Here is a 13,264-nt window from a genome sequence, read left to right on the forward strand (position 1 = left end):
CGCTAGATGGCAGGTAAAGAGAGTAAACTCCACCGACCATCGAGGGAAGAAATGATGCCGCTTCGCCGCCTGCTCGCGACAACCGCCAGCCTTGCTATTCTGACATCTGTTGCGGGCATCGCTAGCGCTCAGGACAGCGAAGTTATTGTCGCCGACGCTCGTCTTCCTGTTGTCGAAATCTATGGCGACCGGTCGGCGACGCAACCCGGCAGTGTGTCCAGCGTCGGCGCTGAGACGATCAGCGACATCAATGCTGACCATCCCGCCGAAATCCTGAACGAGCTTCCCGGCGTCAACATCCAGATGAATTCCGGACAGGAACACCTCATCGCGCTTCGTTCACCAGTGCTCACAGGCGGGGCCGGGCAGGGCAGCTTCCTGATCCTCGAAAATGGCGTGCCGACCCTTGCGCCAGCCTTCGGCAACGTCAACAGCCTGTTTGAAATTCATCATGAAGCCGCCGATGCCATCGAGATCGTTCGCGGACCAGGATCGGCCAAATACGGGTCAAATGCCGTTCATGGGCTGATCAACGTCATTCTCGACGAACCGGCACCCGGTGATTTCTTCGACGCCCGTCTGACGGGTTCGACGCTCAATCGGTATCGGGCCGACCTCACAGGCAATCTCTCTAACACTGCGAAAGTGTCACTGTCCTTGCAGGATGATGCGGGCTGGCGCGACTTCACGGGTGTCGAACAACAGAAGTTCTCAGCGAATTACGGGTTCGATCTGGCCGGCTGGAACGGCCTTGCCTGGCTGAGCGCATCCAATCTCAATCAGGAAACTGCCGGTTTCCTTGAAGGGTACAAGTCCTATCGGGACGACGATACCGCCACCACCAACCCGAATCCGGAAGCCTACAGGGATGCGCAATGGGCGATGGGGGCTGTCCGGCTCTCGCGAGAAGTTGGATATGGCGAACTCACACTGACGCCCTTCTATCGCTGGCAGGAGATGGAGTTTGCGCAGCATTTCCTGCCCAATGGCGGTTTTGAGGAAAATGGCCATGACGGCTTTGGTCTCATGTCGAAATATGAAATTGGGCAAGGCGACCCTGTCATCTGGCGCATTGGCGCTGATGTCGACATTTCATCCGGCTGGCTGAAGGAAACACAGCCAGACCCGTTCGGTTTCTTTCCGGGCGATACGCGTTTTCCCACGGGCGTTCACTATGACTACACGGTCGATACGACCATGTTAGCCCTGTGGGGCGAGGCCGAATGGAAAGTCAGCGATGGCCTGATCATCCTGGCTGGCCTGCGCGGTGAGACGCATGATTACGACTACACCACAGACGTTCCTGCCGGCACCTATGGCCGCTTTCTTGTCCCGGACGACCGTGAAGACAGTTTCGACCTTCTGACGCCAAAGCTCGGCGCGATCTGGACGCCATCCGGAAGCACTGTCAGCTATTACGCCAATTATGCGCGCGGTGAACGCGCGCCTCAGGCGTCAGATCTTTACCGGCTTCAGTCTCAGCAGGGCGTGGCTGAGGCCGGCGTCGAGACAATGGACAGTATTGAAATCGGTGCGCGAGGTTTGGTATTCGGCGGCGCATTGGCGTTTGATGTCGCTGCCTATTATGCCGAGAAAGATAACTTCTTCTTCCGCGATTCCGATGGGCTGAACGTGACGGACGGCTCGACGCGCCATCAGGGCATCGAAGGACAGGCCAACTGGGTTCTCAGCGATCAGTTCACGGTTTCGGCCACGGTCAGCTTCGCCGAGCACACCTATACGTTCGACCGCATCGTCGGAAACGGGTCGGAAATAATCCGGTCTGGCAATGAGGTTGATACCGCACCCGACTGGCTTGGCGACCTCACCCTTCGCTGGACGCCGACCGAGCGGTTCGAAGCGAGCGTGTCAGCAGAATATGTCGGAGAATATTTCACTGACCCGGCCAATCAGCAGACTTATTCTGGTCATACGCTCACCAATCTGCGTGTGGCGTATGACTTTTCCGAAGATCTCCAAGGTTTTGTGATCGTGCGCAATCTGTTTGATCTCAATTATGCCGACCGTGCTGACTATGCCTTCGGAAACAATCGCTACTTTCCGGGTGAACCTTTAAACGCCACCTTTGGGATACGAAAGCGCTTCAATTAGCGCTACGTCAGGTTTCGACATCGACGCTGATGAAGGTTACGCCTTGCCCATAACAGGAGGAAATCATGAAGCTTTATCACAGCCCGAAAGCGCCAAATCCGGAGCGCGTCACGCAATTCCTGAAAGCGAAGGGCAAGCTGGATGCGGTCGAGATCGAGGAAGTCTCGATCATGAAGCAGGAACACAAGACCAAGGAGTACCGAAAGGTTTCTCCATTCGCGCAAGTGCCCGCGCTTATCCTCGATGATGGAACGCAGCTGACCGAGAGCCGGGCGATCTGTACCTATTTTGAAGGTATCTTTCCGGAACGAAACCTGATGGGCGAAGACCCGAAAGAAAAGGCGCTGATTGAAATGTGGGACCGTCGCGTCGAACTCATGCTCTTCATCCAGTTCGCAACCTGGTTCCGCAATGCCCACCCGGCCATGGCGCCGCTCGAAGTGCCACAGCTACCGGAGGTCGGTGCGAAGGCGGAGAAGAATGCCCGCGCTATGGCAAAGCGCATTGATGCCCATCTCGCCGACAATGATTTTCTTGCCGCCGGTCGCTTCTCGATTGCCGACATCACGCTGAACTGCTTCTGCGGGTTTGCCGGTGTCATGCAGTGGAAACCGCATGAGGAGTTCGCCAATATCGGTAAGTGGCGCGCGCGCGCGAAAGACAAGATCGGCTAGCGTCTATTCTGCGACGACGCTCTCTGCCTGCGCAGCCAGCCATTCATCGATATCGTGGAGCGCCCGCGCCGCCTGTACGCCCTTTTTGGCGCGGCCCTTGGCCTTGCCTCGAATGCGTTTGCCTTCCTCATCCTTTGTCGGGACGGTGCCCGGTTCCGGATCGGGAAAGAGGCCGAAATTGATGTTCATCGGCTGGAAGCTCTGCTTGCCTTCAAGGTGGCCGCCCGTGATGTGGCCGATGAGGGCACCGAGCGCTGTCGTCGGCGGGGGCGGGGCAAGCTGACGGCCAAGGCGTTCGGCCGCAGCAAATCGTCCGGCCAGGAGGCCCATGGCGGCGCTCTCGACATAGCCTTCAACGCCTGTGACCTGACCGGCAAAGCGAAGCCGCGGCATGGACTTCATGCGCAGCTGCTCATCAAGCAGTTTTGGAGAGTTCAGGAAGGTGTTGCGATGAATGCCGCCGAGCCGCGCAAACTGTGCATTCTCAAGACCGGGGATCATTCGAAAGATTTCGCTTTGCGCGCCGTATTTCAGTTTGGTCTGGAAGCCGACCATGTTCCATAGTGTGCCGAGCGCATTGTCCTGGCGCAGCTGTACGACAGCGTGCGCTTTCACGTCGGGATTGTGCGGGTTGGTGAGACCCACCGGCTTCATAGGGCCAAAACGAAGCGTTTCACGGCCCCGCTCTGCCATAACTTCGATGGGCAGGCATCCTTCGAAATACGGCGTGTCTTTCTCCCAGTCGCGAAACTCGGTCTTCTCACCAGCGATCAGCGCGTCAATGAAGGCGTTGTACTGGTCTTCATCCATGGCGCAATTGATGTAGGCCGCTGTGTCGCCGCCCGGACCGGGCTTGTCATAGCGGCTCTGGCGCCAGGCTTTGCTCATATCGATCGAGTCGAAATAGACGATTGGCGCGATGGCATCAAAGAAAGCGAGATCGTCTTCGCCAGTGTGGGCGCGAATGGCTTCCGCAAGCTTCACCGACGTCAGCGGCCCGGTCGCCACGATGACACTGTCCCAGTCTTCGGGCGGGATATCGTCGATAGCTTCGCGTACGATGGTCACGTTCGGGTGCGCTTCGAGCGCCGCGGTGACGTCTTCGGAAAACCCTTCGCGATCAACCGCGAGGGCGCTGCCTGCGGGGACCTGATGCTCGCCGCCCTTGGTGATGATCAGCCCGTTCGCGCGCCGCATCTCCTCATGCAGGACGCCGACCGCATTCGAGGTGTGATCATCGGACCGGAACGAGTTCGAGCAGACGAGCTCGGCCAGCTTGTCAGTCTGGTGGGCTTCAGTGCCGCGCACGCCGCGCATTTCGTGTATGATGACGGGAACGCCCATATTGGCGGCCTGCCAGGCAGCTTCGGAGCCGGCCATTCCGCCGCCGATGATGTGGATAGGTTTGATGCTCATGAGCGGCGATGTGCGCCCGTGTGCCTCCGCGGTCAAGGCAGTGGTTCAGATCGGCTGTCTCGCAGGCGCAGTCTGGACCGCCAGGCCGGCGCTGCTAAGAGGTCGCCATGCAGGACTATCATGACGCCACGCACCGATCCCCAGTGACCCTCGATCCAGAAAACTGGGACGAATTTCGAGACCGCGCCCACGCCATGGTCGACAAGGCGGTGGACAAGATGATGGCGGCGCAGGAAGAACGTGTTTGGTCGCCGCTGCCGGAGAGGCTGAAGACGGCGTTGCAGCACGATCTTGCGAATGCCGGGTCAGGGGCCTCTGTCACTGATGAGGCGATCGAATCGCTGCTACCCCACGGTGTTGGCAATACGCATCCACGCTTTTTCGGATGGGTGCATGGGGCCGGCACGCCGGCCAATCTTGTCGCCGACATCGCAGCAGCGTCCATGAATGCAAATGCCGGCGGGCGCGATCACGCCGCGATTCATGTCGAGCGGCAACTTTCAAATTGGGTGCGCGAGATTTTCCGTTTTCCGCAATCGTCCAGTGGACTTGTCGTCTCCGGCACCTCAATGGCAACGCTGATCGCCCTGAAGACAGCGCGAGATGCTGGACTCGGGTTCGAAAATCGTGTGCGCGGCGTGGATGAGCGCAAGCTTGTCGGATACACCTCCGCAGAGGCACATGCCTGCAATGCGCGGGCTTTTGACATTATCGGATTGGGTTCGGGCGCGCTGCGCCGCGTGCCGTGCGATGCGGACTTCCGAATGGATATTGCTGCCCTGAAATCGATGATCGAGAGCGACCGATCCGAAGGCTTTGAGCCGTCCATCGTCATCGGCACAGCCGGAACAGTGAATACGGGGGCCATCGACCCACTTGCCGACCTGGCTGATCTCTGTACGCAGCAGGACCTTTGGTTCCATGTGGACGGTGCATTTGGCGCTGCGGGCATCCTGAGTGAACGTCTTGCGCCACGGCTCGCAGGAATAGAACGTGCCGACTCGCTCGCCTTCGACTTCCACAAATGGCTACAGGTCAACTACGATGCTGGCTTCGTGCTCATCCGCAATGCAGACCTCCACCGGCAGGCTTTCTCTGACCGGCCCGACTATCTCTCGGGCGTCGAGCGTGGGCTGGCGGCTGCGAATCCCTGGCCGGTCGAATTCGGTCCCGAGCTGTCTCGCGGATTTCGCGCTCTGAAAGTGTGGGCGCATCTGATGGAGTTTGGCAAAGAGCGGCTGGGCGCTCTGATCACCTATAATTGCGAGCAGGTCGATTATCTTGCGAACCGGATCGACCAGCACGTCAGCCTGGAACGCCTGGCGCCCACTGAAACCAGCATCTGTTGTTTTCGCTACAGGCGAGATGGCCTTTCGGACGACGATCTCGACTCGCTCAATCAGGAGATCGTTATACGCCTGCAGGAAGAGGGAATTGCGGCCCCCTCCTGGACGATGATCAAGGGCAGGCTTGTGATCAGGGTCAATATCACCAACCATCGGACGCGATTCAGCGATATCGACCGGCTTCTGGACGCGATCGAAGAGATCGCTCCGGAGGCCGCAGCGGCGCTCGACATGTAAATTGCGTATCTTGGGCGTTGTCGCTGGGCGGGGCAGGGGCTAACTGCATGGCATGACTTCATCTTCCAAAGCGCCGCCGGGCGACATTCTTCAGAAACTGATCGACACTTCACTCAAGGCCGGCGCTAGCGCTGCCGATTGTAGCCTCGGCTTCTCGGAGGGTGTCAGTGTCGATGTACGCGATGGAAAGCTGGAGACTGTCGAGCGTTCGGAGTCCCGCAGCGTTTCCCTGCGCGTGCTCTTTGGACAGAAGCAGGCGCACGTTTCCGGTTCTGATCTTTCCGAGAGTGCATTGACGGCAATGGCTGAACGGTGCGTCGCGATGGCGAAAGCCGTTCCTGAGGACCAGTTCGCCGGCCTTGCGCCTGAGGCGCTGCTTGCAAAGGACCCGCCATTGCTCGATCTTTCGGGCGATGGTGAAATTCCTCTGGAAAAGCTGGAACAGGATGCCATCGAAGCCGAGGCCGCAGCTCTGGCCGTTTCCGGCGTGAAGACAGTTGCAGGCTGCGGCAATGGCTGGAGCCGGTCGGAGCGCTGGGTTGCCGCAAGCAACGGGTTCAGCTCATACCTCGCAGGCGGTTCGACTGGACTGGGCCTTGCCGCGGTTGCTGAGCGCGACGGGGCGATGGAGCGGGACTATGACAGCTGGAGCGTTCGCAGGATGGCGGACCGCCCATCGCCTGAGGAGATTGGCCGCACGGCCGGTGAGCGAGCAGTGGCCCGCCTCGGACCCCGAAAGGTGAAGACCCAGAAAGCGGCTGTCATATATGACAAGCGGGTCTCGGCGAGCCTGATAAGCGCATTTCTTAGTGCCATATCAGGGCCGTCCGTGGCGCGCGGTGTCAGCTTCCTGAAAGACAGGCTGGGACAGCCGGTTTTTGCAAAGGGAGTCAATCTGATCGACGATCCATTCCTTGAGAAGGCGCTCGGCTGTCGCAGTCATGATGGTGAGGGTCTCCCGGTTGAGAGAACCCACATTGTTGAGGATGGCGTACTGACGCGCTGGCTTCTCAACACTTCCTCTGCCAAACAGCTGGGCATGGCGCCGAACGGATTTGCAAGCGGTGGCTTCGGCAATCCGCCCGGGGTTGGCACGTCCAACATGCATATTGAGCCTGGAACGCAATCGCCAGAAGAGATGATGGCAGCGACGCGAATGGGCCTGCTCGTGACGGACATGTTTGGTCCGTCCATCAATCCGAATACGGGCGACTATTCGGTGGGTGTGGCCGGCTTCTGGTATGAAGATGGCGCGATCCAGCACCCGGTTTCCGAGGTCACGATTGCCGGCGACCTGCCCTCCATGTTCGCCCGGCTTGTTCCCGCCTCGGACCTGGAGTTCCGTGGGCGGAATAATGCGCCAAGCCTTCTCATCGAGGACATGTCGATTGCAGGAAACTGAGGCCGGACTTTCAGACGATACGCGGCTTCTGAAGGATGTCGCAATCGAGGCTGGAAGCCTGGTGCTCGCCTATTTCGAGAAAGGGCAGACGCCGACTTGGGAAAAGTATCCGGGCCACCCGGTTACCGAAGCCGACATTGCGGCCAACACTCTGATCCGGAAGCGATTGATGGAGGCGCGGCCGGACTATGGCTGGCTGTCGGAAGAAACGGCGCTCTCCAAGGCAACTCAACTTGAACAGACCGTCTGGTGCGTTGATCCCATCGACGGAACCAGGGCGTTCATGAGCGGCCAGCCCTATTGGTGCATCGGTCTTTCGCTCGTCAAGCGCGGGCAGGCCGTCGCGGGCGTCGTGCATGCACCGCTTCTCGGCGAAACCTATGTCGCCGAATGGGGAAGAGGCGCCTATCTCAACGGCGAGCCGATCTCGACCAGTGACCGCAGCGAGGAAGACGGCTGCAAGATGATTGCGGCCCAATCGATGCTGACGCATCCGGCGTGGCGTGTGCCTTGGCCGAAGATGGAGCTGGCCAATCCGAAGCCCAATGCAACGCTTCTGCGTATGTGCTGGGTCGCGACCGGCAAATGGGACGCAACGCTCGCGCTATGGCGAAAGTCGGATTGGGATCTCGCGGCCGGGAGCATTATCGTCGAAGAGGCGGGTGGACTGGCAACAACGCATCTGGGAGAACCATTCCTGTTCAATCGCAGCGAACCTGCACAAAGGAGTTTGATCGCGGCTGGAAAGGCCCTGCATCCTCTGTTAGTGGAGCGCGTCAAAGGCGTGAGATTGCCCGATCCAAATTGGACCGTGCGACCTTATGAAAAGACTGAAACAACGGAGCAAAGACCCATGGCAGACATGCCGGAAGCCAAGCAGCTTCTTCATCTGGTGATTGGCGGCGAGCTGAAAGATGTCAGCGGCGTCGAGTTTGAAGATCTATCAAAGATCGATTTCGTGGGCGCATTCCCGAGCTACAAGGCCGCCTACGATGCCTGGAAGTCTGCTGCGCAAAGCACGGTCGACAATGCCGAGATGAGATACTTCATCCTGCACGCACACCGCCTGCTAGACCCGGAAACGGGGTCGCATCATCACGTCTAAGGCGGAAAATGCGCACCGACCGCGTGCGCGCAGCCTGTACCGGCTGATCCGTGAACGCTTCAGTTCGCACTGGGGCTGGTTTGCGCTGGGCACAGCGTGCGCCGCGCTGACCTCTATTGCGGCGGCGTCGTATGGCTATCTTCTCAAGCTGGTTGTTGAAGGTCTGGAGCGGCTGGCCGACCCGGCGAACACGACTGTTCCATCGGGGCTGTGGTGGCTTATCGGTATTATCGGTATCGCCGCAGCGCTGCGGTCATTGTCGCTCTACGGCATGACCCTGGCGAACAATACCGGCGTGCAGCGGGCCATCGTCGACATTCAGGCCGACCAGTTCGATTCCCTGACCGATGGTGATTTTGCGCGCCTGTCCAGCGACCGCTCAGGTGGGTTCGTGTCGAGGTTCATCAATGATGTGAATGCGCTCCGGGAAGCAGGCCTCCGGCTCGCCAACAATCTCACCAAAGGCGTCCTGACGGTGATTGGCGTGCTGATCACAATGCTGATCATGGACTGGAAGCTGACGCTTGTCCTGCTTGTCATCTATCCTCTGGCTTTTGGCCCCGTCATCGCGCTTGGAAACCGGGTGCGAAAGCGTTCGAAACAAGCGCAGAAGCAGATCGGTGAAGTTGCCTCTCTCCTGTCCGAGAGCTTTCAGTCCTCGCGTGTCGTAAAGGCGTATGGCCTGGAGGACTATCAAAAGGCGCGGGCCAAGAGGGGCTTTGTTGAGCGCTCGCGGCTCTTCCTGAAAGTCCTGACCGACAAGGCGGCGGTGGACCCGATCCTCGAGATTACCGGAGGGCTGGCATTGGTCGGCATTCTCGGGCTGACGGCTTGGCGTATCGCAGAGGGCGATACCTCGCTCGGCAATTTTGTCGGCGTGATCGGTGCCGTGGCGGTGGCGGCCCCGGAGCTGCGTGCGCTCGGCACGCTCAACGCTGTGGCACAGGAGGGCGGCGCCGCAGCGGACCGCGTCTTCGAGATCCTGGATGCCGAGCCAAGCATTTCCGACCGCACCGATGCCGTGGACCTGTCGGGCGCGCGTGGCGGCGTCGAATTCCGTGATGTGCACTTTGTCTATCCTGACGGATCGCCGGCATTGAGCGGTCTCAGCTTTTCGGCAAATCCCGGAGAGACCGTTGCGCTGGTTGGCCCATCGGGCGCAGGAAAATCGACTGTTTTCAATCTTTTGTTACGGCTTTATGATCCACTTTTTGGGTCGGTGGCGATTGATGGAAACGACATTCGAACCTTCACCGGCGGTAGCTTGCGCAAGGCGTCGGCGCTGGTCGCGCAGGAAGCTTTGCTGTTCGATGATACAATAGCGGCCAACATTGCTCTCGGCAGGATCGGCGCGACGCGGGACGAAATTGAGGCCGCCGCAAAGGCTGCAAACGCGCATGACTTCATCCTGACACTGCCAGGAGGCTACGACTCACCCGTCGGTGAGATGGGGCGTAACCTGTCGGGCGGACAGCGCCAACGCGTCGCGCTCGCCCGGGCGATCCTTCGTGATGCGCCCATCCTCCTGCTCGACGAGGCAACCTCGGCGCTAGACGCAGAAAGCGAAGCCAAGGTGCAGGTTGCGCTCAATGAATATGCCAGGGAGCGCACGACGCTTATCATCGCGCACCGACTGTCCACGGTTCGTGCGGCAGATCGCATTCTCGTGATGGATGATGGCAAGCTGGTCGAGGAAGGTACCCATGACGAGCTCATGCAGGCCGGCGGTGCCTATCGAAAACTTGTCGAGCTACAGCTGAGCTGACCGCCCACAGTGCCGTCAGAATGCTAATCGACAGTCCACCAGGGGTTCCACGTCGTATCAGTATGCAGAATTCACCCGTAACCGCGTTGCTGGGGCAGCTGGGCAGCGCTTGCCCGAATAAATTTCGCCAGTTTCTCGGCGCTTTCAGCACCTTGGACGGCGACGCGGCGCATGGCGATGTAAGTCGGCACGCCGCCAATCCCCATTTGCCTGAAGAGCTCTTCTTCCTTGCGGGTTTCATCCACGTCGGCATCGGATGCGAGAAGCTTTTCGACGATGTCGCGTTCCAGGCCAATCTCCTCACCGATATCGGCGAGGACATCCTCGTTTCCGATGTCGCGCGCATGTTCGAAGTAGGCTGAGAACAGCGCTTCCTTTGCCTCGGCACCTTTGCCTTGCCCCTGTGCCCAGCGCACGAGGCGGTGGGCATTGAAGCTGTTGGGGCGGTGCTTCAGGTCATTGAAGCGATAGGGGATGCCTTCGGACTCGCCATATTCGATGAGCGCCTGGCGCATGCTGGCCCAGCGGCTATCTTCCGTCTCGGGACCGAATTTCTTCGCCATGTAGTCGCGATAATTGACGCCCCCTTCCGGAATGGTCGGGTCGAGTTCGAATGGGCGGAACAGAAGTTCGACTTCAATCTCCGGCACCAGATCGATCGCCTCGCGAATCCGGCGAAGGCCCAGCCAGCACCACGGACAGACAAGGTCGGACACCATCTCGATCGTCAGCTTGCTCATGATGTGGTTTCCTTCCCGATTTTTTTGCTTTCATTCAAGGTGGGGGCGCCCGCATCCGATGCAACCGCGCATCTTTCCGCTGTCGGCACCCCTACAGGATGGCTGCGACCGTAAAGCCGACCAGCAGGATGAGCGCTGCAAACGCATTGGACTTGAAGGCGCGAAGGGCTGCGCCCTTGTCCTTGCCCACCATATTGATCTGCCACGCCGCATGAACAAGGAAACCAATGACGGCGAGCGCACCGAGACGGGGGGCACCAGCCGCCGCTGCTGCGGCCGCGAAGAAGGCCGCTGCGCCAAGGAAAAAGCAGAACGCCCAAGTCAGAACGCGCTCTCCAAAGAGCCGCGCTGTCGACATCACGCCGATGAGTGCGTCGTCTTCCTCGTCCTGGATCGCGTAGATTGTGTCGTAGGCAATCGTCCAGCAGACGAAGCCGAAATAGAGAAGGATCGTGCCGAATGAGACATGGGTCGCCGTAGCGGCTGCGACCAGCGCGCCCCAGTTTATCGTGAAGCCGAGCCATGCCTGCGGCCACCAGGTGACCCGTTTCATGAACGGGTAGGACGCAATCAGCGGCAGGGCAAGAACGGCTACGATCTTGGCGTCGAAGGGCAGGCACAGCCAGGCAAGGAAGGCGATCAGGACCTGCACACCGAGGAAGACATATGCGTTTGTCACGCTCACATCACCGGCAGGGAGCGGGCGATTTGCGGTCCGTTCGACCTGCGCGTCAAACTTACGGTCGGTGATGTCATTCCAGGTGCAGGCGGCGCCCCGCATGGTGACAGCGCCGATGACGAACAGCACATCCCACCAGATATCAATCCAGAAAAAGCCTGTCGCGATTCGCGTATAGGACAACGCGATCAGCGTTGGGAGCAGGACGAGCCAGGTGCCGATGGGGCGGTCGAGTCGAGCCAGCGCCGCGTAAGGGCGGAACTGGTCAGGTAGAGAGGTCAGCCAGGCCGGTAGCGCGCTGTCGGCAGGTGCCCGCGGCGAGCGTTCAGCCTGTTCGCTGAACTCGGCCTCAATCGGGTCCTGATCCTCTTCAGTGTTGGTTGAATCGTTCATGCCGCCCCTATAGCGAATTTTGAGGGTTAGGCGATAGAGACAGTCTTTCGGTTGATGAAGGACAGAATGCCGTCACGTGCCAGTTCGCGCCCGTAACCGGATGATTTCACGCCGCCAAAGGGCAGGCGCGGGTCACTGGCGACTTTGGAGTTCACAAAGGTCGAGCCGGCATCAAGGTCCCGGATTGCTGTCTCGACCTCCGACTTCTCGTTGGTGAAGATCGCAGACCCGAGGCCAAACTCGCTGTCATTCGCGCGCCCGATGGCCTCTGCAAGGCTCGACACTTTCCACAGCGAGGCAACAGGGCCAAACATCTCATCCCGGCTTGCCGGGGCCGTATCAGGTGCGTTCTCGAGGATCTGGGGCGCGAACCAGTAGCCCTTCTGGGGAAGTTCCATTTTTGGGATGAGCGGCTTGGCACCCGCCGTGATTGATATCTCAACCTGCACGGCGAGGTCATCGCGGATCGACTTCATGGCGAGCGGGCCGATCTGCGTTTCTTCTCGCATGGGATCGCCGATCCTGAGCGCTTTCATCTTGTCCACAAACTGATCGCGAAAGGTGTCGTACACCTCGGCATGAATGAAGAAGCGCTTTGCGGCGATGCAGGACTGGCCATTGTTCTGCGTCCGACCGTCGACCGCGGTTGCGACAGCTGCCTCCAGGTCGGCGGAGGGCATGACGATGAAGGCGTCGGTGCCGCCGAGCTCCAGCAGGGTCGGTTTGATCTCATCGCCAGCGATTGACGCAACAGCACTGCCAGCTGGGCCTGAGCCTGTCAGCGATGCCGCGCGGACGCGTCGATCACGGATCACATTTTCCACCTTGTCAGAGCCGATAAGCAGCGTCTGGAAGCAGCCGGCTGGAAAGCCCGCCTCGCTGAAGACGTCTTCAATGTTCAGCGCACTTCGCCAGACATTCGATGCGTGTTTCAGCAACCCCACATTTCCAGCCATCAGTGCGGGTGCTGCAAACCTGAACACCTGCCAGAACGGGAAATTCCACGGCATGATGGCGAGGACCGGCCCGATTGGAAGATTACGCACATAGGATGCACTCGCATCGGTCTCGATTCTTTCGTCTTCAAGATAGCGCGCACCATTGTCTGCGTAGTGGCGGCAAACCCATGCGCATTTTTCAGTTTCGGCGACGGCCTGCTTCAGTGGCTTGCCCATCTCGAGGGTCATCCGTCGGGCGAAATCGTCCTTGCGCGCATCGAGGACGTCTGCTGCTGCGTGCAGCAGCTTGGCCCGCTCGTCAAAGCTGGTCAGCCGCCAAGACTGGAAACGCTCCGCGGCATTTGCAAGCGCCTGATCCACGTCCAGCTCCGAATGAGGCTCAAATTCCTCGATCAGCTCTTCTGTGGCCGGGTTTACTGAACGCACTGTCATGATC

10 protein-coding genes are annotated in these 13,264 nt (G+C 59.5%); 6 read left to right on the forward strand and 4 right to left on the reverse strand.

From position 1 onward, the window contains the following. Positions 1-51 precede the first annotated feature (51 nt). Positions 52-2,112, forward strand: coding sequence for a TonB-dependent receptor (locus tag B8746_RS10420; RefSeq protein ID WP_233124160.1), 2,061 nt, complete (start codon positions 52-54; stop codon positions 2,110-2,112). A gap of 65 nt (positions 2,113-2,177) precedes the next feature. Further along, positions 2,178-2,786, forward strand: a complete 609-nt coding sequence (locus tag B8746_RS10425; protein ID WP_084393622.1) for a glutathione S-transferase family protein — start codon at positions 2,178-2,180, stop codon at positions 2,784-2,786. A 3-nt stretch (positions 2,787-2,789) separates the two neighbouring features. On the opposite strand, the gene trmFO is transcribed toward B8746_RS10425, so the two are convergent. Then, positions 2,790-4,202 (reverse strand): methylenetetrahydrofolate--tRNA-(uracil(54)-C(5))-methyltransferase (FADH(2)-oxidizing) TrmFO, encoded by a 1,413-nt coding sequence (gene trmFO, locus B8746_RS10430; RefSeq protein WP_084393623.1) that lies wholly within the window; start codon positions 4,200-4,202, stop codon positions 2,790-2,792. Positions 4,203-4,309: 107 nt separating this feature from the next. On the opposite strand from trmFO, the gene B8746_RS10435 reads away from it, so the two are divergent. Genes B8746_RS10435 through B8746_RS10450 form a run of 4 tightly spaced genes read left to right on the forward strand, consistent with a single transcriptional unit; the run spans position 4,310 to position 10,057 of the window. After that, the gene (locus B8746_RS10435) at positions 4,310-5,785 is read left to right on the forward strand and encodes a pyridoxal phosphate-dependent decarboxylase family protein (RefSeq protein ID WP_084393624.1); all 1,476 of its coding nucleotides are present in this window, start codon (positions 4,310-4,312) and stop codon (positions 5,783-5,785) included. A 52-nt stretch (positions 5,786-5,837) separates the two neighbouring features. Further along, the gene (locus B8746_RS10440) at positions 5,838-7,187 is read left to right on the forward strand and encodes a TldD/PmbA family protein (RefSeq protein ID WP_084393625.1); all 1,350 of its coding nucleotides are present in this window, start codon (positions 5,838-5,840) and stop codon (positions 7,185-7,187) included. Next, positions 7,174-8,292, forward strand: coding sequence for an inositol monophosphatase family protein (locus B8746_RS10445; protein WP_084393626.1), 1,119 nt, complete (start codon positions 7,174-7,176; stop codon positions 8,290-8,292). The genes B8746_RS10440 and B8746_RS10445 overlap by 14 nt, the downstream gene beginning before the upstream one ends. Positions 8,293-8,338: 46 nt before the next feature. Continuing rightward, positions 8,339-10,057: an ABC transporter ATP-binding protein gene (locus B8746_RS10450; RefSeq protein ID WP_233124284.1), complete on the forward strand. Its 1,719-nt coding sequence runs from the start codon at positions 8,339-8,341 to the stop codon at positions 10,055-10,057. A 71-nt stretch (positions 10,058-10,128) separates the two neighbouring features. On the opposite strand, the gene B8746_RS10455 is transcribed toward B8746_RS10450, so the two are convergent. The 3 genes from B8746_RS10455 to B8746_RS10465 form a co-directional block, all read right to left on the reverse strand. Beyond that, positions 10,129-10,797: a DsbA family oxidoreductase gene (locus B8746_RS10455; RefSeq protein ID WP_084393628.1), complete on the reverse strand. Its 669-nt coding sequence runs from the start codon at positions 10,795-10,797 to the stop codon at positions 10,129-10,131. 91 nt (positions 10,798-10,888) lie between these two features. Continuing rightward, positions 10,889-11,869 (reverse strand): 4-hydroxybenzoate octaprenyltransferase, encoded by a 981-nt coding sequence (locus B8746_RS10460; RefSeq protein ID WP_084393629.1) that lies wholly within the window; start codon positions 11,867-11,869, stop codon positions 10,889-10,891. A gap of 26 nt (positions 11,870-11,895) precedes the next feature. After that, positions 11,896-13,260: an NAD-dependent succinate-semialdehyde dehydrogenase gene (locus B8746_RS10465; RefSeq protein WP_188657373.1), complete on the reverse strand. Its 1,365-nt coding sequence runs from the start codon at positions 13,258-13,260 to the stop codon at positions 11,896-11,898. Positions 13,261-13,264 lie beyond the last annotated feature (4 nt).

It is taken from the genome of Henriciella pelagia, from assembly GCF_002088945.1.
Lineage (GTDB): Bacteria > Pseudomonadota > Alphaproteobacteria > Caulobacterales > Hyphomonadaceae > Henriciella > Henriciella pelagia.

Coding starts and splice junctions, on each gene's coding strand:
- B8746_RS10420 (WP_233124160.1), top strand. CDS start 52: ATGATGCCGCTTCGCCGCCTGCTCGCGACAACCGCCAGCCTTGCTATT.
- B8746_RS10425 (WP_084393622.1), top strand. CDS start 2,178: ATGAAGCTTTATCACAGCCCGAAAGCGCCAAATCCGGAGCGCGTCACG.
- trmFO (WP_084393623.1), bottom strand. CDS start 4,202: ATGAGCATCAAACCTATCCACATCATCGGCGGCGGAATGGCCGGCTCC.
- B8746_RS10435 (WP_084393624.1), top strand. CDS start 4,310: ATGCAGGACTATCATGACGCCACGCACCGATCCCCAGTGACCCTCGAT.
- B8746_RS10440 (WP_084393625.1), top strand. CDS start 5,838: ATGACTTCATCTTCCAAAGCGCCGCCGGGCGACATTCTTCAGAAACTG.
- B8746_RS10455 (WP_084393628.1), bottom strand. CDS start 10,797: ATGAGCAAGCTGACGATCGAGATGGTGTCCGACCTTGTCTGTCCGTGG.
- B8746_RS10460 (WP_084393629.1), bottom strand. CDS start 11,869: ATGAACGATTCAACCAACACTGAAGAGGATCAGGACCCGATTGAGGCC.
- B8746_RS10465 (WP_188657373.1), bottom strand. CDS start 13,260: ATGACAGTGCGTTCAGTAAACCCGGCCACAGAAGAGCTGATCGAGGAA.